The 20,472-nt window shown below is 60.5% G+C and carries 21 protein-coding genes and 1 pseudogene; 9 read left to right on the top strand and 13 right to left on the bottom strand.

The features are described 5' to 3' along the window. Nucleotides 1-365 (bottom strand): annotated as a pseudogene (locus tag ACILSL_RS14065) (hypothetical protein); the annotation flags it as partial. Nucleotides 366-456: 91 nt separating this feature from the next. Here ACILSL_RS14065 and ACILSL_RS14060 point away from each other — a divergent pair. Genes ACILSL_RS14060 through ACILSL_RS14050 form a run of 3 tightly spaced genes read left to right on the top strand, consistent with a single transcriptional unit; the run spans nt 457 to nt 2,764 of the window. Next, nucleotides 457-1,224: an N-acetylmuramoyl-L-alanine amidase gene (locus ACILSL_RS14060; RefSeq protein WP_395732674.1), complete on the top strand. Its 768-nt coding sequence runs from the start codon at nt 457-459 to the stop codon at nt 1,222-1,224. A gap of 45 nt (nt 1,225-1,269) precedes the next feature. Beyond that, on the top strand, nt 1,270-2,037 hold the full coding sequence (locus tag ACILSL_RS14055) for an amino acid ABC transporter permease (protein ID WP_395732673.1): 768 nt from the start codon (nt 1,270-1,272) through the stop codon (nt 2,035-2,037). Then, the gene (locus tag ACILSL_RS14050) at nt 2,027-2,764 is read left to right on the top strand and encodes an amino acid ABC transporter ATP-binding protein (RefSeq protein ID WP_395732672.1); all 738 of its coding nucleotides are present in this window, start codon (nt 2,027-2,029) and stop codon (nt 2,762-2,764) included. Before ACILSL_RS14055 ends, ACILSL_RS14050 begins: the two co-directional genes overlap by 11 nt. A gap of 143 nt (nt 2,765-2,907) precedes the next feature. Here the strand turns inward: ACILSL_RS14050 and ACILSL_RS14045 are convergent, their stop codons facing one another. Continuing rightward, on the bottom strand, nt 2,908-4,869 hold the full coding sequence (locus tag ACILSL_RS14045; RefSeq protein ID WP_395732671.1) for a hypothetical protein: 1,962 nt from the start codon (nt 4,867-4,869) through the stop codon (nt 2,908-2,910). Nucleotides 4,870-4,881: 12 nt separating this feature from the next. Then, nucleotides 4,882-5,289: a hypothetical protein gene (locus ACILSL_RS14040; protein ID WP_395732670.1), complete on the bottom strand. Its 408-nt coding sequence runs from the start codon at nt 5,287-5,289 to the stop codon at nt 4,882-4,884. Nucleotides 5,290-5,466: 177 nt separating this feature from the next. Here ACILSL_RS14040 and ACILSL_RS14035 point away from each other — a divergent pair, with 177 nt between their 5' ends. After that, entirely contained in the window at nt 5,467-5,610 is a 144-nt protein-coding gene (locus ACILSL_RS14035) for a hypothetical protein (RefSeq protein WP_395732669.1), read from the top strand. A gap of 118 nt (nt 5,611-5,728) precedes the next feature. Here ACILSL_RS14035 and ACILSL_RS14030 read toward each other — a convergent pair whose 3' ends face one another. Genes ACILSL_RS14030 through ACILSL_RS14020 form a run of 3 tightly spaced genes read right to left on the bottom strand, consistent with a single transcriptional unit; the run spans nt 5,729 to nt 9,661 of the window. After that, nucleotides 5,729-6,019: a hypothetical protein gene (locus tag ACILSL_RS14030; RefSeq protein WP_395732668.1), complete on the bottom strand. Its 291-nt coding sequence runs from the start codon at nt 6,017-6,019 to the stop codon at nt 5,729-5,731. Next, nucleotides 6,016-6,615, bottom strand: a complete 600-nt coding sequence (locus tag ACILSL_RS14025; RefSeq protein WP_395732667.1) for a DUF1318 domain-containing protein — start codon at nt 6,613-6,615, stop codon at nt 6,016-6,018. Before ACILSL_RS14025 ends, ACILSL_RS14030 begins: the two co-directional genes overlap by 4 nt. Further along, a complete protein-coding gene (locus ACILSL_RS14020) occupies nt 6,599-9,661 on the bottom strand; it encodes a hypothetical protein (RefSeq protein ID WP_395732666.1) in 3,063 nt (1,020 codons plus the stop codon). The genes ACILSL_RS14025 and ACILSL_RS14020 overlap by 17 nt, the downstream gene beginning before the upstream one ends. 181 nt (nt 9,662-9,842) lie before the next feature. On the opposite strand from ACILSL_RS14020, the gene ACILSL_RS14015 reads away from it, so the two are divergent. After that, a complete protein-coding gene (locus ACILSL_RS14015) occupies nt 9,843-10,349 on the top strand; it encodes a DUF6702 family protein (RefSeq protein ID WP_395732665.1) in 507 nt (168 codons plus the stop codon). 19 nt (nt 10,350-10,368) lie between these two features. Here the strand turns inward: ACILSL_RS14015 and ACILSL_RS14010 are convergent, their stop codons facing one another. From ACILSL_RS14010 to ACILSL_RS13995, 4 genes are all read right to left on the bottom strand, one after another. After that, complete coding sequence (locus tag ACILSL_RS14010) at nt 10,369-11,055, bottom strand: lipoprotein (RefSeq protein ID WP_395732664.1); 687 nt, start codon at nt 11,053-11,055, stop codon at nt 10,369-10,371. Between the two features lie 207 nt (nt 11,056-11,262). Beyond that, nucleotides 11,263-11,919: an ATP-dependent Clp protease proteolytic subunit gene (locus ACILSL_RS14005; protein ID WP_395732663.1), complete on the bottom strand. Its 657-nt coding sequence runs from the start codon at nt 11,917-11,919 to the stop codon at nt 11,263-11,265. A 106-nt stretch (nt 11,920-12,025) separates the two neighbouring features. After that, nucleotides 12,026-12,352 carry a quaternary ammonium compound efflux SMR transporter SugE gene (sugE, locus tag ACILSL_RS14000; RefSeq protein ID WP_395732662.1) on the bottom strand — a complete coding sequence of 109 codons (327 nt, stop codon included), beginning with the start codon at nt 12,350-12,352 and terminating at the stop codon, nt 12,026-12,028. 47 nt (nt 12,353-12,399) lie between these two features. Continuing rightward, nucleotides 12,400-14,352: a serine/threonine-protein kinase gene (locus tag ACILSL_RS13995; protein ID WP_395732661.1), complete on the bottom strand. Its 1,953-nt coding sequence runs from the start codon at nt 14,350-14,352 to the stop codon at nt 12,400-12,402. 142 nt (nt 14,353-14,494) lie between these two features. On the opposite strand from ACILSL_RS13995, the gene ACILSL_RS13990 reads away from it, so the two are divergent. From ACILSL_RS13990 to ACILSL_RS13975, 4 genes are read left to right on the top strand one after another with little or no spacing between them, the layout of a single operon-like run. Then, nucleotides 14,495-15,433, top strand: coding sequence for a ribose-phosphate diphosphokinase (locus ACILSL_RS13990; protein WP_395732660.1), 939 nt, complete (start codon nt 14,495-14,497; stop codon nt 15,431-15,433). A 60-nt stretch (nt 15,434-15,493) separates the two neighbouring features. Continuing rightward, the gene (locus ACILSL_RS13985; RefSeq protein ID WP_395732659.1) at nt 15,494-16,156 is read left to right on the top strand and encodes a 50S ribosomal protein L25; all 663 of its coding nucleotides are present in this window, start codon (nt 15,494-15,496) and stop codon (nt 16,154-16,156) included. Between the two features lie 21 nt (nt 16,157-16,177). After that, nucleotides 16,178-16,792 carry an aminoacyl-tRNA hydrolase gene (gene pth, locus ACILSL_RS13980; protein ID WP_395732658.1) on the top strand — a complete coding sequence of 205 codons (615 nt, stop codon included), beginning with the start codon at nt 16,178-16,180 and terminating at the stop codon, nt 16,790-16,792. Nucleotides 16,793-16,812: 20 nt separating this feature from the next. Continuing rightward, the gene (locus ACILSL_RS13975; protein WP_395732657.1) at nt 16,813-17,103 is read left to right on the top strand and encodes a 30S ribosomal protein S6; all 291 of its coding nucleotides are present in this window, start codon (nt 16,813-16,815) and stop codon (nt 17,101-17,103) included. A gap of 806 nt (nt 17,104-17,909) precedes the next feature. Here the strand turns inward: ACILSL_RS13975 and ACILSL_RS13970 are convergent. The 3 genes from ACILSL_RS13970 to ACILSL_RS13960 form a co-directional block, all read right to left on the bottom strand. After that, a complete protein-coding gene (locus ACILSL_RS13970; protein ID WP_395732656.1) occupies nt 17,910-19,133 on the bottom strand; it encodes an aspartate kinase in 1,224 nt (407 codons plus the stop codon). A gap of 233 nt (nt 19,134-19,366) precedes the next feature. Beyond that, on the bottom strand, nt 19,367-19,939 hold the full coding sequence (locus ACILSL_RS13965) for a pseudouridine synthase (RefSeq protein WP_395732655.1): 573 nt from the start codon (nt 19,937-19,939) through the stop codon (nt 19,367-19,369). Further along, the gene (locus tag ACILSL_RS13960; protein ID WP_395732654.1) at nt 19,939-20,463 is read right to left on the bottom strand and encodes a hypothetical protein; all 525 of its coding nucleotides are present in this window, start codon (nt 20,461-20,463) and stop codon (nt 19,939-19,941) included. The genes ACILSL_RS13965 and ACILSL_RS13960 overlap by 1 nt, the downstream gene beginning before the upstream one ends. Between the last annotated feature and the right edge of the window lie 9 nt (nt 20,464-20,472).

Raw genomic sequence — 20,472 nt, 5'->3', positions numbered from 1 at the left:
GGGGGGCCTGCGGTGGGCTTTTTCGAGGACGTGGATTTGGCGGTGGATTTGCCGTGGGTGGTGGACTTGGCGGACTTGGTGGATTTGGAGGCCGTGGGCTTGGGCGGGGGGCCGTAGCCGGGAGGGGCGGGTGGGTAGGTGTAGCCGGGGGGCCGGGTGTAGTTGGCAGGGGGGGACTGCGGGGCGCGACCAGCGGGGGCCTGGATGGCGGCGGCGGACTGGCGGGTGGCTCTGGCGGAGGGCTGCTGGAGGCCGGTGCCGGGGGCTGGATAGCCGGGCGGGGGGGGCTGCGTGAAGGTATTGGTGACGGCCTGGAGTGGCAGAGCGAAAATGACTGCCGAGCAAAGCACGAGAGATCTCAGCAAGCAGGATGGAAGGCAGGGCGTCTTCATATGGTTATTGTAGAAAATTCGATTGTTAATTCAATCAAATATTTTATAACTGTGAATATATTTTTTGAAATTTCGCCCGCTTATCGTCCTGAGCCTGCAAACGGTGGTCGCTTTTTCGGCCCTCGGTGGGAGTGCGTATTCGCTGGTGTGGCTGGAGGGGCGGAGGGAGGCGGAGCCTGTGCCGAGGGAGCGTTTTTGGAATGAGAAGGCACCGCTGGTGGTGGTGGATGCGGGGCATGGGGGGCACGACGGCGGGGCGGTGGCCAACGGGGTGATCGAAAAAAATATGAGCCTGGACATCGCGAACCGGCTGAAGAGGGAGCTGGAAGCGGCGGGGGTGCGGGTGGTGATGACGCGGAGCGGCGACCGCTTTTTGACGCTGGATGAGCGTGCGGCGATGGCGGGGAGGCATGGGGCGGCGGCTTTTGTGAGTGTGCACCTCAACACGGACGGTGAGGGCACGGAGGCGGAGGGGATTGAGACTTACTTTGCGGAATCGAAGGGGCTGGCTGCGCGGCAGCTTGTGTCTACTGGCGAGGGGCGAACGGAAGGGGGCGGGGCGGAATTTGCGAGGACGGTGCAGAGGCTGGTGTGTGGTGTCACCCAGGCGGAAGACCGGGGGATCAAGGCGCGGGAGTACGCTGTGGTGGCGCGGGCGGCGTGTCCGGCGGTGCTGGTGGAGTGCGGGTTCATCACGAGCGCGAGTGAGTCGGTGCGGCTGAAGCAGGCGGGGTATCGGGACAAGGTGGCGGATGGGATTGCGCGGGGGGTGGTGTTGTTTTTGCAGAGCCGGGCGGCTAGGCCGGGTGTGATTGCTACGGTGGCGAAGTAAAATCTGCGGGACAAACGGCTGCTTTCTGGCGTAAATCACCGTGCCTTGCCTGCTTCTCACGCCACAGATGTTTCGAATACGCGCCGCGCTTTGTATGCGCTGGGGCTGTTTGCGGTCGCGTCGGCGGTGTTTTACGGGGTGTTTTCGGCGGTGGAGTATCCTTGGAACTGGAGCGGGGTGTGGCAGTACCGGCAGCAGTTTTTCAGTGGCTGGCTGAGCACGATGGGGCTGTCGCTGGTGGCGATGGTGGTGAGCATTGGGTTTGGCTTTGTGCTGATGCTGGGGCGGCGTGCGCCGTGGATGCCGGTGCGGATGGGATGCGGCAGTGTGGTGGAGGTGGTGCGGGGATCGCCGCTGCTGGTGCAGCTGCTCATCGGGCATTACATCATCGCGCAGGCGCTGAACATTGATCAGCCGCTGTTTACGGGGATCATTCTGCTGGGGTGCTTTGAGGGGGCGTATCTGGCGGAGATTTTCCGGGGTGCGGTGGAGAGCATCAGTGCTTCACAGCTTGAGGCGGCGCGTGCGGTGGGTTTTAGCAAGGCGCAGACGTACCGGTTTGTGATCATCCCGCAGGCGCTGAGGCGGGCGCTGCCGGGGACGACGGGGCAGCTGGTTTCGCTGATCAAGGATTCGTCGCTGCTTTCGGTGATCGGCATCGAGGAGCTGGTGCAGAAGGTCAAAATCATGAATGCTGCGAACTTTGCGCCGCTGGAGGGCTACCTGCCGCTGGCGCTGGCGTATCTGGTGGTGACGCTGCCGCTTTCACATCTGGCGCGGCGGCTTGAAGGGAGGTTTGCGTATGAGACTTGAAACGCATGCGGTGACGAAACGCTATGGCGCGCACGCGGCGCTGGACGGGGCTTCGTTTGCCACGGGTGACGAGGCGCGTGTGATCGCGCTGCTGGGGCCTTCGGGCGGGGGGAAGTCCACGCTGCTGCGGGTGCTGGGGAGTCTGCTGGTGCCGGATGAGGGGTATGTGAGCCTTGATGCCCGCACGCTGCCGCACGATGAGGAGGGTGCCCTGAATGAGCGGCGTGGGAATGGTTTTGTGTTTCAGGGGTACAATCTTTTTCCGCATCTCACGGCGCTGCAGAACATCACGCTGCCGCTGAGGGAGGTGCATGGGATGAGCGAAACGGCGGCCACGCAGCGGGCGCTGGAGCTGCTGCACCGGCTAGGTCTGGCCGGGCATGAGCATAAACGGCCGAGCCAGCTTTCCGGAGGGCAGCAGCAGCGTGCGGCCATCGCGAGGGCGCTGGCACCGAAGCCGCGTTTGCTGCTGCTGGATGAACCGACTTCGGCTCTTGACCCCGTGATGACGGGGGAGGTGCTGGATGTGATTCGTGAACTGGCGGAGGCGGGTCAGAGCATCATTCTGGCGACGCATGAGATCAGCTTTGCGCGCAAGGTGGCGGACTGGGTGGTCTTCCTCGTGGGCGGGAAAGTGCAGGAGTCATCCACTGCGGCGGAGTTTTTCACACGACCGCAGACGGAGCTGGCACGGCAGTATTTGGAAGGGTTGTCGAAGTACCGGTGAGGAGGCTCGTGAGTTGCAGCGAATGCGATGGGTGAGCGGAGGTTTGTGTCACCGCTACGCGGTTCCCCAGAATTTGAATCATGGGCGGCATGATAGCCCTACGGGCTTCCTGACTGTCCTTTTGATGACTATCTCAAAACGCTCTAATTGCTGAGCGCTGAAGCCGAGGTGGGGTCGGGGGTGGTGGCGGGGGGCTGGTCGCCGTTTTTGACGACTTCGACGAGGCGCTTGATGCCATCGCGGGCCATCTCGCTGAGGGGGTGCATGCTCTTGGCCTTCAAATACCAGGCGAGGGCGGAGCCGACCTGCTGCTTCTCTTCCTGCTGGCGGGCGTTTTCGATGGCGGTGACGAATTCGCTGGCCTTCACACCGAGGTCTGCGCGCAGTTTGCTGAGCACGGGATCGTCTGGGTAGAGCTTGGATTCTTTCTCCACTTTTTCCCATGCGGCGGGGGCGCTGCTGGCGGCCATTTCCTTGGCGCCACCGAGGATGAGTTCGAGGCGGCCCATGTCCTTGAGGACTTTTTCGAGCTGCTGCTTGCGGGTGAGGTCATCGGCGACGGCGGCGATGAAGGGGGCCTGGTTTTCGAAGATCTGGCGGTAGTTGCGCTGGCTGAGGAGGCGGTCGAATTCCATGAGGGCCTGGGACTTCATGTCGGTGGACTGCATCATGTGCTCGCTGAGCTGGGTGACGCGGGGGTTGGTGGGCCAGATTTCGGCGGCGGCCTTCATCTCGGCCTCGACGGTTTTGGCGTCCTTGTTGCCCATGGCTGCATTGGCGTTGTTCACGTGCAGATTGCTCATGGTCTTGGCGGTCTGAATCGCGGCGAGGGGCTTGGCGTATTCAAAGTCGTCGGAGGAACTGCGGAGTTCCATGACGACGGTCTCGGCGCTGGAATAGTCCTTCATTTCCAGGAAGGAGAGGAGCTTGTTTTTCTTGCGGACGAAATCGAGGACCTTGGTCTTTTCGGACATGGGGAGGCGGCGGACGCGTGGGAGGTATTCGCCGATGGCATAGGCTTCGAGGAGGCGGTTGCTGGCGCTGTCAACATCCCGGCGGGCGACGAGGTTTTCGAAGGAGACGAGGGATTCGTCGACGCTGCGGATGGCTTCGAGGGAGAGGCCGTCGATCATGCTGACGGTGGGGGGGACGCCGAAGCTGCTGGAGAGGAGCTTTTGGACATCGCTGCCCTTGTCGAGCTGGAGGATGCTTTCGCCGTCGCGGAAGAGATTGGGATAGAAGCGGCAGGCGATGACGGCGTGCTCAAAACGACGCTGCATGAACATCTGAATGATGAGGGCCTGGAACTGGATCTTGCTGGTGACTTCGGAGAGGCCCATGGCGGTCTCGTTGAGCTTGGTGCGGGCTTCGATTTCAGCGATGCCCTTGATGTAACCGGAGGTGCGGCCGACGGTGGCGCTGTTAGTCTGCTGCTGTTGCTGCTGATTTTGCTGGCCGCTTTTTGCGGTGCTGCCGCCGGTTTTGGCGAGCGGGGTGCTGTTGAGGCCCATCTCCGCGTTCCATTCGAGCTGCCTGCGGCGCTCCATCATGGCGGTGTTGGCGAGCTTGCGTTCGTTGACACGTTTCTGGGAGGTCCAGACATCCCAGATGGCATTGGCGACGGCGTTGCAGAGGCCACCGTCGATTCTGGCGGCACCGGCCTCCGGCAGCAGGGCAAAGGCTTTCATGACTTCAGGACCACGGGCCTGCACCTTGGTGACAGGATCGGGAGCCTGTTTGTGGGTGGGAGCGAGGAGCTCCATGATCTGAGCCATGAGATCTCGGTAGGCCTGGTCTTCAGGACCGTTGGCCTCAGGCGTGGTGAGATAGGTCTCAAAGCGGGAGCGCATGAGACGGTTGTTGGTCACATTCCAGAGCTTGCCGTTGAAGGAGACGTTCTCCGAGCCGGGATCGGCCATGGGCATGTTGCCGAGAGCGGTCTGCGTATCTGTCTGGCGGTCGGCAGCGCTGCCGGGCACCATGTTGTAATTGTTGTTGGAGGTGGTGCTGGCCGGGGGGGCACCCGCACCGGGGCTGCCTGGGAGAACCTGGGCGCTGGCTGGGAGAAGCCCGGCCAGGGATAGGGCAAAAATGAGGCGCTTCATGACGGTGTGGGATTATGCTTTGATGAGTTCGAGCACTTCGAGCACGCCGGTTTCCATGACGCGTACTTTAAAAATATAACGCTGGCGGCGCTGGATGTTGGCCCCTTTGTAATCCGGCGGCACCCAGACAGGGAGGTAAGTATTGCCTGCGCCATCCGTGATCTGCAAGCTGAAGAGGCGGCCGTCTGCGCTGCGCCAGTTGTCGAGGCGGTCGTCCACGACGCCTTCGACCTTGTATTCATTGCCGCTGAGAGCGGTGGCGTTTTCCATGAACTCACTGGCGCTGAGCTCGGTGACGCCAGTCATCGCATCCGTGGAGCGATGCATCAAAGCAAAACCACCGCCGCCGACGACGGCGAGAATGGCGATCAATCCCAGCCAATGGGTGGGGCGGACTCCAGATTGGGCACGGCGTGACATGGGGGATCAGGAAGTTTTGGGTGGAGGGATCAGTAAAAGGCGGGCTTAAAAATCGACGACAAACGCTGGCTGTCCAATCCAAGATGAGGCAGGTTGTCGCGAATGGGGGACTCTGGCAGAACTAATATCCGCACTTATCGCGATTCGTTTCAAGGAATCGGATGCGGCACCGGCTGCATGATGCATTTGGTTCTAATCAGCTTCCTCGCTCTGGCGGTGCTGGTGTGGTGCATCAAAAACCGTGCATGGGAGCTGAGTGTGACGGTGGAAATGCCGACGGCGAAGAAAGCCGAGCCGGAACCGGCTGAAGCGGCCCCGTAACTTTTGGGTGACCACGAGGGCTGCCATGCCTGCGTTGAACAAATGCATTTTCCTGGCGGGACAGGTCGATTGCGATGCTGGCCGCCGCTTGTGCAAAGGCGGCAGATGAGGCATGGCCTCATTTTTCGTCGCCTTCGTCTATGTCAAAAAATTTTCCGGCCACCGCCCAGGCCAGATCTGTGCGAGGCAGGATGCCGTCTCCGCCGATGTAGTAGCGGCTGCAGATGATGTAGTTGTCACGGGAGACTCCGGTGCTGGTGCCGGCGGAGAAGATGGCGGCGACTTTCAAGCTGAGTGCGCCGGCAATGCCGTGCTTCTGCTGCATGTAGGTGCGGAACTCGGCCTCGTTGGGATTGGTGAAGGCGAGTACAACGGTCAACGAGATGAGCAGGAAGAGGATGAGTCTCATGGCTTGGGTGTGGCTGGCGTGGAGGTTGGAGTGGAGGTTGGAGTGGAGGTTGGAGTGGAGGTTGGAGTGGAGGCGGGGGGAGTTGTTTTGGCGTCCACCCGTTTCAACTCAAAGGAACCGGGGGTGGTGCCTGGAATTTCAATCCATTCGCCGGTTTCAGCCTGCTCGCTGCGGAGGCGCCACTGCTCGCCCTCGATCTCATAGAGCGGGCGGTTGGACTCCTTCGCCTTCTGGCGCATGAGAAGCATGCGGTCTTCATTTTCGGCGGACACAGCTTTTTTGACCTGAGCGCCCCAGTCGCCGGCGGGGACCTCGCGGATTTGCAGCAGGCCGCGATGGTTTTCGCTGACGAGCTGGTTGTTTTTCAAGGTCTGGATTTCATCCATGCGGTTGCGCATGCGCTCGGTGGCCTCGCTGGCGTTTTTAAGGGCCTCCTTGTCCTGGGGCTCGTCACCGCGGTACTGGTAGACATCGAGGCGCATGTTGAGGTTCACTTCGAGAGGCTTCGGCGTGGTGATGGGCACCTCGGGCAGTTTGCAGGCGGCCAGAGTGAGAGAGGCAGAGCAAAGGATGAGTCGTTCAATGTGCCAAGGCATCAGCGGTTTCGGGTTTGCGGGGTTCCTCTTTCCAGCGGTGATCATAGACATTCACATCGAAATTGCGCGAGCCTTTCGGGCCGAAAAATCGCAGGCGACCTCGGCCCTCACGTCCGTAAAAGCGTGCTTTGCCATCAATGTTCTCATACTCGAAATCGCGCAGTGTTTCCAGCCCGATGCGGGTTATTTGATCACCGATGGAGCCGGTGAGCGCCCTGGGGAGAGAATTGATCAGATCATTGAGGGCGGCGATGCTGAAGCGGCCATGCGAGCGGTTTTGGAATTCGGCATCGCCCTGGTACAGTTCGTTCTTGTTTCCGGTGGCGACGATCTTGCCCTGCACCTTGCCGTCGATCAGAAAATACTCCGGGAACAAGGTGGTCGTGACGGGCTTGAGGTCCACATCGGTGCCGGCCACCCAGCCATCCCAGGTGAAAGTCTCGTCCAGGTAGATGTCGAACGCGCCATTCACATAGCCGCCGTAGGCCGAACTGCCGAAGATGCCATAGATGCCGTGTGCATCGTAGGTCACGCTGAGGTGGGCTTTTTCAAAGTGGAGCTGCTTCCAGCGCAATTGATCAACGGTGAAGGTCTCGGTCAGATTGTTGTTCCGGTCTTTCATGGGCAGATTGAAATGGACCAGTCCTTTCATGCCGAGGAACTCGAGCTTCAGCTCCTTGAGCGTGTAATTGTCGGTGGGGATGTTGAACTGGGCGTCGAGCTGGCCGCTTTCGAGTTTCGAGGTGAAGCTGAAGGGGAAAGGGCGGCTGATGCCTGCGAGGGGCACGCCTTTTGGGGCGATGATCAGCTTGCCGTCGCTGACCGCGAGGGTGTCCACCTGCCAGCCCGGGGCGGCGGGTTTTGGCGGTGCGGGTGGGCCGAAGGTCGCATCCGGGATGGGTGCTTCGCCCTTCATGGATTTGCGATAGCTTTCCACATACCAGAAGAGATCTTCGCCCACATAGAGGACGGGGGAGACGATTTCGACGCGGTCAATGCGGCGGTGAAGGAGGCCGTCGAGGGTGTAGTTCACATGGATGACATCCATTTCCGCCACGGTGCGCAGCGCCTCGTAAGGGGAGGGGATGCGCAGGCGTGTGAGCTGGATGCTCTGTGGCTCCACGTTTTCCGCGAGGCCGTCCAGATCCAGAGGGGTCTCGTTGGCGGAGAGATTCACATCAAAACGCACCGGTGGCAGACCGGGAGCGATGCTCATGAGGGTGACGCCGAGTTTATCCACTTCGATTTTACCCGTTGTCCAGCGCGCTGCCGTGGCATCTGCTTTTTGCTGAACCACGGCTGCGTCACCGGTGAACAAAGTCATCAGTGCATCACCCGCCGCCACGTGACCTTGCGTGATCTTCAAGGATTCCAGGCGCTGCGTGCGCCACATGTCCGGCAGCGCCGCCCGCACCTCCACCTCCGCGAAATCCAACACCGGCAGGGAGGAACGTCTGGGGATGCGCATCTGTGCGGACGCAATGCGCAGAAGCTGCTTTGACTGCTCTGTGGTGATGGCGAAGCGGATCGAGGAGTCCAGGCGTTCCGCCAGCTGCATGGCGATTTTGAGCTCGGCATCCGTCACGGTGAGGGAGCCAAACTGCAGCTGCTTCCACCAGGGCAGGGCAGGTTTGAGAGATGTTTTCACCGGTGGTGTTTCGATCTTGTCAAACCACGGCCCGTTTTCAGGGGTGAATGCCAATTGTGGGGCGTTCAGAACCAGTGACCCGACCTGCCACAACTCACGAAAGCTGTCGGGCACCAGTTCCAGCGAGGCCGACTTTGCCTGGACAAACGGGGGTGGCTGAGAGCTGGTGGTTTTGGGATTCCAGCGCAGGGACACATCTGTCAGCGTCAGTTTTTGCTTCACCGCCGAGCGCCATTCTTCGGAGGAAATGTCCAGCGCTTCCAGGCTGGTGCTCCAGGCGAAGTCACCCGAGACGGGACATAAGTCGGTAGGTGTCAGTTTGAGCGCGCCGTCCTTCACTTCCAGTGAATCGATTTTTGCCTGCCAGGCGGACGCCTGCTGGGACTGGCTTTTGGGCAGCAGGGCGTTTTCGAGTTCACGGGTCCACTCGATGAGGGGCTTTTGCAGCAGACCACTTTCCAAATGCCAGAGGCTGTTTAAATCCTGGGAGGCTTTCAGGTCAATGGAAGTGACCGTGATGTGACCAGCGCCGGTCAGGGGCTGCAGGTGCAGATTTTTCAAATGCAGCTGGTGAGTGCCGCCTGCGAGCAAGCTGGTGTTTGAGAATCTGATGTCGCGGCCTTCCCATGCAAATTCCAGGCCGGCACGCAAGGGGGGCAGCTGTGCCCTGAGCGCGGGACTGAGCTGCTGCAGCCAGGCGAGATCGAAATGACCGCCGCGGAGCGAGGCTGTTTTGAGTTCGATCTCGTTCCTGCGCATTTCGGTTTCAAAATGCAGGCTGCTGAACACGGGCTGGCCGCGCCACTCCGCCTGCTGCAGGTCGGTGATGACGGTTTTGAACGAGGGTGATTTGCTGCCGCCGACTTCCAAGGCCTGTACCTTCTGCGTGATGATGACGCTGGCGAGGGGCTGCCAGTTGTCATCGCGCACGATGAACTTCGTGGGGGTGAGATCCACGAGATCCAGACGCCAGCGGAACGAGGTGGATTGCGTGGCTGCGGGGGGCGTGCTGCCGGGCTGGGGTGGTGAGGGCAGCAGCCAGGCCAGGGGCACGTCCACCACGGCTTCATCCACTTTGAGGCCGCCGAGATTTCCCTCGTGCAACTGGCTCCAATGGGGCCGCCATTCCAGATGGCCGACGCTTGAGATGTGCTTTGAGCCGGGGAGGTGGAGGGTGCTGATTTCCCGCAGGTGCAGGGCGCCGTCCTGCCAGTCGATGGAGACGACTTGCACCTGCATGTCGCCGAGGAAGCGGCGCAGGAGGGCATTGGCGAGGGGGACGCGCTGGTGCCATGCCCAGCCGATGAGGATGGACAGCAGGATGAGGGAGGTGAGTCCGAGACGCCAGGTCCAGCGCCAGAAGCGGCGTCGTTTGGAGATGGGGGCGGCGGGATTCACTCCGGCAGAGTATCAGAAAGTCGTGGGTGTGGCACGAGCTGATTTGTTGCGGGTGGGTGTGGCAGGATTCGGGCTTGCTTCTTTGCCAAGGGGACGAAGGACAAGAAAGCCGTGACTGCGGCAGAGCAGGGGGAAGGCGTGGCTTGATTGCGAGGGTGCTGCGGACTAAAGTCCGCGCTCCATGCGCGTCTTGTGTGTCATTTTCTCTTTGCTGGCAGTGACGTGCCTGCAGGCGCATTCGGTGCATGTCTCGACGGCGGAGGCTGAGTACGATGCGAAGACGAAGAAGCTGGAGGTGAGCCTCACGGTTTTCGTGAGTGATCTTGAGCTGGCGCTGATCCGGCAGAGCGAGCGGGAGATGCGGATCGACAAGACGCCTGCGGCGGAGTTTGACGCGCAGGTGGTGGCGTATCTGAAGAAGACGTTTGTGGTGACGGATGCGGCTGGGAAAGTGGGGAAGATGACGTGGGTGGGAAGGGAGATGGAGAAGGCGAGTGAGAAGAGCGGGGACCCGGAGGTGGTGCTGTTTTTTGAGGTGGAGGTGCCGGGGGGCGTGGAGGGGGCGACGCTGAGGTGCGCGGTGTTTTGCGAGATGTTTAAGGATCAGGTGACGCTGGTGCAGGTGCACAACGGGACCCACAAAACTGAACTCCGGTTTTTACCAGGCGGGGCAGCCGAGAAGCTCTAAGCGATGAAGTGCCTTTTCCTCATTTGTATCCTGACTGCACCCAGAGGAGGGCATAGGTGAAGCCCAAGCCGAAGCCTTTTTCAGCGAGAAAGGTGTCGTAGTCACGACTGGCGACGAGGCCGGTGGAAAACTCCCTGAGGAAATGGGACACTCCTGCAAACTGTCCGATGGTTCTGAGTGGTACTGCATGGCCTGTGGCTGGATGCATCAAGACATCAATCGATGCATCGATTGCATCCGCGCAACTGATCAGCCTGGCTTTGATGTCGGCTGGTACGGTGAATGATGAGCCTTCATTCACTCCGCTGGCATCGCGTGCATGGGTGTAGGCCGGCAAAATGTCCACTAGATCAATCCACGCTTGAGCCAGTGCGTTGATGGCTGGTTGATACTGCGGATGCAGACCTGCATCACGAAATGCCACGGGCAAAGATGGGGTTTTGAGAGTGGCACCCGCACGAAGCCGTTCAGGGATGGTTATGCCATTCAGGTGTCCCACGAAACCGCTGAAATCCCTGTGGTGGTAGGCGGCGGTCGCGATGGATTGGAGGGTGGAGCCTTTCGCAACGATGATGGTCGGAGTTGGAGGGGAGGGGACGTCGGCGATTTCTACTTTGGGCAGCGGGGGCACGATGATCTTTGCAGGCGTCTTTCTGCCGCATCCTGACAGGACGAGGAGGAGTGCAAGAATGACACTGAAGCGCATGGTGATTTCGTGAGCGTTATTCAGAGCGGGCTAAAGCCCGAAGTTATCCGGCACCCGGATATTTAACGCGAATATCCGCGAATTTACAGGAATGACGCCGGGCTGGAGTCTGGTTCGTGGCGATTCGCGAGCATTCGCGTTTGATGAATGATTTTTGGGCACAAAAAAGGGCGGGAGTGTGAGTCCCGCCCTTTTGGGGTGAAGGTGTTATTTGGAGTCGGAGCCGATGTCTTTTTTGCCTTCGAGGACTTTGTCCACGAGGCCGTATTCGGCGGCCTGGGCGGCGGACATGTAGTTGTCGCGGTCGGCGTCGCGCTCGATCTGTTCGACGGACTTGCCGGTGTGATGGGCGAGGATGCGGTTGAGGCGCTTTTTGAGGCCGAACATGTATTCGACGGTGCGCTCGACATCGCTGGCGGTGCCGCGTGCGCCGCCGGAGACCTGGTGGATCATGATGTCGGAGTTTGGCAGGGCGTAGCGCTTGCCTTTGGTGCCGGCGGCGAGGAGGACGGCGCCCATGGAGGCGACGAGGCCGATGCTGTAGGTGCAGACGTCGCAGGTGAGGAACTGCATGGTGTCATAGATGGCGAGGCCGGCGGTGACGCTGCCGCCGGGGCTGTTGACGTAGATGTTGATGTCTTTCTTCGGGTCCTGCATCTGGAGGAAGAGAAGCTGGGCGATGATGATGGAGGCCATGGTGTCATTGACCTCGCCGCCGAGGAAGATGATGCGGTCCTTCAGGAGGCGTGAGTAGATGTCATAGGCGCGCTCGCCACGGCCTTCGGATTCGATGACGGTGGGGACCATGTAGCTGGACTGCGGGGCGATGGAGGTGGGAAAGTCGGAGTATTGGCTGAGGGACATAAGGGGAATGAAGAGGTGGGGGGGAGGGTTGTCAAAGGAGAGATGGCAGATGCGGAGTGGGAAATGACGAATGAGTCAATCCGAATGAGGAATGGGGGTGGCTGGATCAGGACTGGGGTGAGGAGGCGAGCTTTAAACCGATAACGCCGGAGACGATGAGGAGGATGCAGACGAGACGCGCGGCGGTGCGGGGTTCATCAAAGATGAAGATGCCAACGAGGGCGGTGCCGACGGCGCCGATGCCGGTCCAGATGGCGTAGGAGGTGCCGAGGGGCAGGGTGCGGAGGGCGAGGGAGAGAAAGAAGAAGCTGGCGATCATGAGCGCCACGGTGATGAGGCTGGGCCACAGCCGCGTCCAGCCGGCGGTCTGTTTTAAACCGACAGCCCAGGCAACTTCGAGAAGACCCGCGATGATGAGATGTAGCCAGGGCATGATCAAAAGGAGACTACGCTTCGATGCCCATGTCGAGCGTGCTTTTTTCAGAGCAACTCCAGGGTGATGTCTTTGAAGGCGATGTTGTGCCAGTCGTTGAGAGATTCGCCGTCGAATAGGGCGAGTCTGGCTGAACCGGGGGAGGTCTGCGGGGAGATGGAGGCCCTGGATGATGCTTTTGCCGCACGCTGCTTGCGGCGGGTGACGACGTCGTCGCGTTTGGTGCGGACGGCGGCGGCTTCAGAGCTGCGGCCTTGAGCGAGGACTTCCTTTTCCAAGGCGCTGAGGACTTCGATGTAGCGGTCGTAGAGAGGCAGAGAGGAGGCGTCCTTTTGCTGGGTGTATTTCTTTTCTGCGGTGCGGTAGGCATTGCGCAGACTCACCACGGACTTATGCAGACTCGAGGGGTCGATGAACGGCATGAACTTGTGCGTGGTGAAGCGCTGCTTTTCTTCACGCAGGGCGATGGCTTCATCGAGCCGCCCGGCTTTGCTGGCGTCCTGCATCGCGCGATCCAGCGCGGTGACATAGCCTGTGCCCAAGGTATCGAGTTGATCGACATATGCGGTGTTCACATCCCGCTCAAAGGCGGTCTGAAACTGTGACTCCAACTGAGCCAGACGGTATACGATCGATTCGTTGGTGGTGGCGGGAGGAGAGGGCGGGGCTGGTATGACCGTGGCGGGTGGGGTGACCGGGGCCATGGCGGGTGGCGAGCTGCTTGCGGGAGCCGGTTTTACCGGCGGAGGAGTGTACGTGGGGGTGACTGGCTGCGGTTTTGGCGTTGGTTGTGGAGAGGGGGTGGGGACGATCTTTGGTGTGGGGGCCGGTGGAGAGGGTGGCGTTGTCTTTTCGGCAGTTTCAAACGGATTGGGTGGAATGGCCGGAGGCTGGCGATTGAGCATGAACCAGCCGCCGCCGCCGAGCATGAGCAGCGCGGCGAAGACGTAGGGCATCGTCGAGGAAGGTGCGGCTTTGGATGGTGGTGGCGGCTGATAAGAATCGGGCTTGGGCGCGGTGCGCTGCTGTGCGGAGCCGGGATTGCGTGAGTAAGGGGCGATGGTGCGGCCGTGGGGGTGGGGCTGCTGTTTTGGCAGTACGGCACTGGACTCCTGGCCGGAGACTGCGCGGGGGGTGGTGAGAATGACGTCCAGCGCCTGACGGAGTTCATGGCTGCTTTGATACCGCTCCTCGCGGTCGTGCTCCAAGGCGCGGCGGATGATGGCGTCAAAGCGGGGATCGATGCTTTGAAATTTCTGCGACGGCATTTTGAACATGCCGCGCGGGATGTCGCCGGTGAGCATCTGATACAGCATGACGCCGACGGCGTAGATGTCCGCACGGCCGTCCACATCCGAGCCTAGCATGAGAGCTTCAGGCGCGACATAATCGGGGGTGCCCATGGCCATGCCGGTTTGAGTGAGGCCGGAGTTTTGTGCTTTGTCCGCCAGCTTGGCGAGGCCGAAGTCGGCGACTTTGACGCGGCCTTCGATGTCGATGAGGACATTGGAGGGCTTGATGTCACGGTGCACGATGCCCTGCTTGTGCGCGTAGCCGAGGGCATCACACAAATGCGCGGTGATGGCGAGGGCATGCTCCTGGGGCAGCTTGCCTTCGCGGGCGATCATGCGCTGGACGTCGGTGCCATCGACGTATTCCATGACAAAATAGAGCTGGCCGTCCGACGTGCGGCCGAAATCATAGACGCTGACGATGGCGGGATGGTTCATGCGGCCCATCAGGCGGGCCTCGTTTTTGAAGCGCTCGGCAAAAGCAAGGTCCTGCCGTTCGATGGCCGGCGGGAGCAGTTTGATGGCGACGGCGCGATCCAGGCTGAGCTGCAGGCCTTTGTAGACGGCCCCCATGCCGCCCCGGCCGACGAGCATGTGGACTTCATACTGGGGCAGAATTGCCTGCAGTTCTGCGGGCGTGGGCGGTTCCCAGCGCCAGCCGCCGCCGGTGGTCTTCGGCGGAGGGATGGGACTGGAGGAATCACTCATGGCTGGGCCAGGGAAGGAGCGGCCAATTTAGTAGCAGATTTACCTCCAGAGGTACGAGAAGTTGTCTGAAAGCACAAGCATTGAGGCACGGAATGACGCGATGGGTTGATTTCTGTGACAGGCTCGCCTAACTCCGCGCCCCATGAATGAAAGTCTGAAGATCTTGAGCGGCTCCGCCCATCCGACGCTGGCGAAGTCGATTGCCCACAACCTGAACATTGATCTCTGTGCCGCAGAGCTGACCACGTTTCCGGACGGCGAGACTTTCGTGCAAATCCATGAGAACATCCGCGGGGGTGATGTCTTCATTGTGCAGCCGACCTGCCCGCCGACGAACCAGAACCTGATGGAGCTGCTGATCATGGTGGATGCCGTGCGACGTGCGAGCGCCAACCGAATCACTGCCGTGCTGCCATTTTTTGGCTATGCCCGCCAGGACCGTAAAGACCGCCCGCGGGTGCCGATCACGGCGAAGCTGGTGGCGAACCTGCTGGTGGCCGCCGGGGTGAACCGGGTGCTCACCGTGGATCTGCACGCCGGACAGATTCAGGGTTTCTTCGACATTCCTGTGGATCATCTGTATGCGGCTCCCGTTTTGATGAAGACCATTCGCGAGCGTGAAATCAGCGATCTGGTGGTGGTCTCTCCTGACGTGGGCGGCATCAAAATGACGCATGCCTTTGCGAAGGCGCTGGGTGCTCCGATGGCGATCGTGGCCAAAAATCGTGTGAGTGCCGAAGAAGTAGAGGCGCATAGCGTCATTGGTGATGTGGCAGGAAAAAACGTTCTTCTGGTGGATGACCTGACCGAAACGGCCGGGACGCTGACCGCAGCCGCCGACCTGCTGCTGAAGCATGGGGCGAAAAAGATTTATGCCGGTGTGTCGCACGCCGTGCTGGGTGAGAAAGGCCGGAATCGCATCGCCAAATCGCCGATTGTGGAGCTGCTGGCGACGAATTCGACCCCGCAGGCGACCGGGGAAAAAGTCACCGCTTTGGACATCGCCCCCCTGCTGGCGCAGGCCATTGCCCGCATCCACGGGAACGAGTCTGTCACATCCCTGTTTGACACGCGGGGGTAGGCGTGTATTCTCCGCGCCCTTTTTCCAAAACTTAATCTCCTCCAGTGAGGAACCCCGACCATGGCTAAAATTCTCGATCTCCAGGCAGAAGTCCGCACCCAGTCCGGTACTGGCGCCGTCAAACGCATGCGCAAAGCAGGCAACATTCCAGCCGCCCTTTATGGTCGCAAGGTGAAGCCCTCCAGCATCCAGGTGCACGGCAAAACTTTCTCGAAGCTTCTCGAAGGCAGCGCCTCGGACAACATTCTGGTCTCGCTGAAGATCGCCGGGGAAGAGCAGCTGGCGCTGGTGCAGGAAGTGCAGCACGACTACCTGCGCGGCGGTATCCTCCACATTGATTTCCATGCCATTGCTGCTGATGAAGAAATTCACGCCAATGTGCCTGTCGTCACCGTGGGTGAAGCCAAGGGCCAGAAGCAGGGCGGATTGGTGGAAGCCATCCATCACGAAATCGAAGTGCGCTGTCTGCCGAAGGATCTGCCAGAAAGCATCGAGATCGACGTCACCGGCCTCGAAGTGGGTCAGGGCATTCACGTTCGCGAAATCACCTTCCCAGCAGGTGTCACCTGCCACCTGGGTGGTGATGTGGTCATCGTCATGTGCGAAGAGCCCAAAGTCGAAGTCGAGCCTGAGCCCGCCGCTGCTCCTGCAGCTGGTGCCAAGCCAGCTGCTGCTGCTCCAGCCGCTGGTGCTGCCGCTGCGAAGCCAGCTGCCAAGAAGTAATCTCCGCACCTTTTCCAAGATGTGGCTTCCGGAGCGGAAACAACGAGCAGCGGCGTGAGTGCGCCGCGTCTCATTGTGGGCCTCGGCAATCCCGGCGAAACCTACCGAGACACACGCCACAACATCGGATTTATGGTGCTGGACGAAATCGCAAGACGCATGGGGGCCGCTTTCCGCGAGGAAAAGCGCTGGTCAGGTCTTGTGGCGAAATTCACGGGCGGTTACCTGCTCAAACCACTCACGTTCATGAACGACAGCGGTCGTTCGGTGCAATCGGTGGGGCACTTTTACAAGGCTTCACCTGCGCAAACGCTGGTGGTTTACGACGATGTGGATCTGCCGCTGGGCCGCCTGCGATTCCGCACCAGCGCAAGCGCCGCCGGCCACAATGGCATCCGGTCCCTCATTTCCTCACTCGGCTCGGACGAATTTCCACGACTGAAAGTGGGGATCTCTCCGGCGGATGGCCGCCCTGCTGGTGAACGCATGGTGGGCCATGTGCTGGGAAAATTCAGCACCGAAGAGAGGCCTGTGCTGCAAACTGTCATCCAGCGCGCTGCTGATGCGGTGCTTTCTGCTGTTGATCGCGGCCTGGAAACCGCCATGAATGTCTTCAACCGACAAACCGAATCTTAACCCCCGAAACCACACCACCTATGAACCGCAAATACGAGGCACTCATCGTGCTCGACACCAAAGGCAAAGAAGAAACCGTTGACTCCCTCGTCAGCACGATCAGCAAAGACATGGAGAAGTCCGGTCTGAAGCTTGAGCAGATCGACAACATGGGCAAACGCAAGTTCCCCTTCAACCCACGCCACGTCGAAGGCGGCCACTTCATCAACATCCAGTTCACCGGCGCCCCTGCTGCTCTGGACAGCCTGCGCTCCAAGCTGAAGCTGAATGAAAACGTGTACCAGCAGTATTACCTGAAGCGCAGCGCGTAGTCTGCCTGCTGCCAAGTCAGAGTGTTGTTTTCAAGACCCCGGTCGCGCGTGAAGGCGCGGGCCGGGGTTTTGTGTGTACGCGGGGGAAGGATGGGTGTTAGAGCATTTTAAATTATTTTATAGCCTAATGGGGCGGCGGTGGTGACGCGGATTTGATGGGTGTGGCGGAGCGCCGCACAGGGGACTGTGCGGACCACTTTGCTGTCGCCCTCGCGATAGCTCTGGATTTTTCAACCCAGATGAGGCCACATTTTTATTTAAAATGCTCTAGCGGTGACCGTGGCGCAGGCGTGTGACGGAGCTTGTTGCGGACGCTGCTGGGTTTGCTTTTCTGAGGGGCGGTGCAGCTATCAGAGCAGCCTCGCCGAGGTTCGACAACCCTTCGCTATGATGCGTAACCCCGTTGGGGTTGAAGAAAGAGGGGCGAGGGCGGATCTGGAAGAAGGTGTGATGTGGGGCTTACTTCTAGATCTTGCGGCGAGGAGCGAAGGTCGTTCCCAAAACTGCACCGGCGAACGTGCCGAATATAACCAGAAGAGGCCAAAAGGGCGGCCCTCCAAAATCACCTAAAAATGCAGTGCTTAGAAATAGAGCAAGGGGGAGCAGGCAGCCGCAGCCGAGAGATCCGCGAATGCAGCCTGCCTTGCGATTCCGAGGTGGCTCTTGCGAAGCGGATGAGAAGGCAGACTGGGGCGGCTGATAAGGATTGAGTTCCTCGTTCATCGCCTGGGATGGACTGGTGGCAGAGCCTGTTGAAGGCTGGGACTGGGACGCCCGATTGCGGGCAGGAGTGCCCGCATCACTTATCAGGCGTCGAGACCGAAGGCGGTGTGGACGACGCGGGCGGCGTTTTCGACTTCGGCTTCGTCCACGATGACGGCGGTCTTGATCTCGCTGGTGGAGATCATCTGGATGTTGATCTTCGCGTCTGCGAGGGCCTTGAACATCTTGGCGGCGACGCCGCTGTGGCTGCGCATGCCGATGCCGACGACGCTGACCTTGGCAATGCTGCTCTGGGTGCGAAGCTGGGCTTTTTCACCGAGGCCGGGAAGCTCGGCCTTGAGCACGGCTTCGGCCTTGGCGAGGTCTGCGCCGCTGAGGGTGAAGGAGATGTCGGTGATGCCGTCGAAGCTGACGTTCTGGACGATCATGTCGATCGTGATGTTTGCGGAGGCGATGGCACCGAAGATGGCGGCGCTGATGCCGGGGCGGTCGGCGACGTCGTCGATGGTGACTTTGGCCTGGTTGCGCTCGAGGCTGACGCCGCGGACGACGACGGACTCCATGCCGGGGGATTCTTCTTTCACGATGGTACCGGGGTTGTTGTTCATGCTGTTGCGGACTTCAAAGCGCACACCAAATTTGTTGGCAAACTCGACGCTGCGGCTCTGCATCACCTTGGAGCCGGAGGAGGCCATTTCGAGCATCTCTTCGTAGCTGATCTCGTTGATCTTTTGGGCGGTCTTGACCACGCGAGGATCGCAGGTGTAGACGCCGTCCACGTCGGTGTAGATCTGGCAGAGGTCGGCCTTGATGGCGGCGGCCATGGCGATGGCGGTGAGGTCGCTGCCGCCACGACCGAGGGTGGTGATTTCACCGCTGGCGGTTTCGCCCTGGAAACCGGCGAGCATGACGATGTTGCCTTCGTCGAGCATCTTTTTCACGGCATCCGGGGTGATGTTGACGATGCGTGCCTTGGTGTGGACGCCATCGGTGGAAATGCCTGCCTGGGCGCCGGTGAGGGAGACGGCCTTGCCGCCGAGGGCATTGATGGCCATGGCGGTGAGGGCGATGGTGGTCTGCTCGCCGGTGGCGAGGAGGACGTCCATCTCACGCTCGATGGGTTCGCGCTCGGGAGAGACTTCTTTGGCCAGCCGGATCAGGTTGTCTGTGACGCCGGACATGGCGGAGACGACGGCGACGACTTGATTGCCCGCACGCTGGGTTTCCAGAATGCGACGTGCGCAGTTGCGGATGCGCTCTGGAGTGCCGACGGAGGTGCCGCCGTATTTCTGGACGATGAGTGCCATGCTGGGGGGTTGGGAAAGGGCGCGGAAAATGGCATGGTGGGGCGGGTGCGCAAGGACGGAGTTTGGGGGAGGGGAGGGGAGTTGACGGTGGTTGGGAGGAGGGGGCGACCCTAGGAAATCAAAAATCGGTTGTTCATCACTCGTCAATCGCGCATGCCCACGCGGCGCTTTGGGCCTGAGGATTGACGATTGTCGAGCAATCGATTTTTGATTTTAGAAGGGGCTGAGTGCGCTTAAGAGCCAAGGATCTGGCGCTGTTCTTCAGGGGTCAGTTCGCGCCACTGGCCTGCGCTGAGGGCGAGGTCGGCGAGATTGAGGCGGCCGATGGTAACGCGGATGAGGCGGAGGGTGGGGTGGCCGACGGCGGCGGTCATGCGGCGGACCTGGCGGTTTTTGCCTTCGGTGAGGGTGAGTTCGATCCAGGAGGTGGGGATGTTTTTGCGGACGCGGATGGGGGGATCTCGCGGGGGATGGGCGGGCTCGGTGTCTAGGCGCCGGGCTTGGCAGGGGAGGGAGTGGAAGTCTTTGAGGTCGATGCCGGAGCGGAGTTTTCTCAAAGCTTCGTCGCTGACGGTGCCGTCCACCTGGGCATGGTAGGTGCGCGGGTGGGCGTGGCGGGGATTGAGGAGGCGATCGTTCCAGCGGGCTTCGTCGCTGAGGAGGAGGAGGCCTTCGGAGTCGCGGTCGAGGCGACCGATGGCATAGACGTTTGGCGGGAAGCCGAACTCGGCGAGGGTGTGGTGGGAGGGGTGCTCCTGAGTGAACTGGGAGAGGACGTCGAAGGGTTTGTAGAAGGCGAGGAGCATTATTTTTGCTTCAAGACTTCGAGCTGGCGCTCCAGTGCACCCCGGCGCTCCTGATAGGTGGAATGTGCCGTGTTTTCATTCACGCCACTGCGCAAAGCAACAAGCGTGAAGACAATCCCGAATACGCTCATGCCGAGGGGGACAATGGTGAAAATGCCTGCCCCTGCCTTTGAGAAACCAGTGGCCATGAGAATACAGACCACGGTGAAAAAAACTCCAAACATGGTGCCCATGATTTTGCCGGCTGAACCGGCGGCAGCGGCTTTTTTTGCGTCTAGCGAGGTGGCCAAGCCTCTTTCCCGATCCAGCTTTTCGATCTCATTTTGCAGGGCAATGACTTCCAGGGTTTCGGCCATCTTGCCGGTGTTTTCGGCGATCCTGGCGACTTCTTCGGTGAAGATGGAGCTTTCGGTGCGCTTCACTTCCAGGCTGCTGTGGCAGAACTGGCAGGTGACGAAACGGGTGGCGTCGGAGACTTGAAGCGGAGCGCCGCAGTGGTTGCAACGGACGGAGAGCGTGTCCATGCCGTGAGG

It is taken from the genome of Prosthecobacter sp. (genome assembly GCF_044222345.1).
Taxonomy (GTDB): Bacteria; Verrucomicrobiota; Verrucomicrobiia; order Verrucomicrobiales; family Verrucomicrobiaceae; genus Prosthecobacter.
The sequence above is the reverse complement of the archived record's forward strand: the minus strand, read 5'-3'. Positions and strand labels throughout refer to the sequence as shown.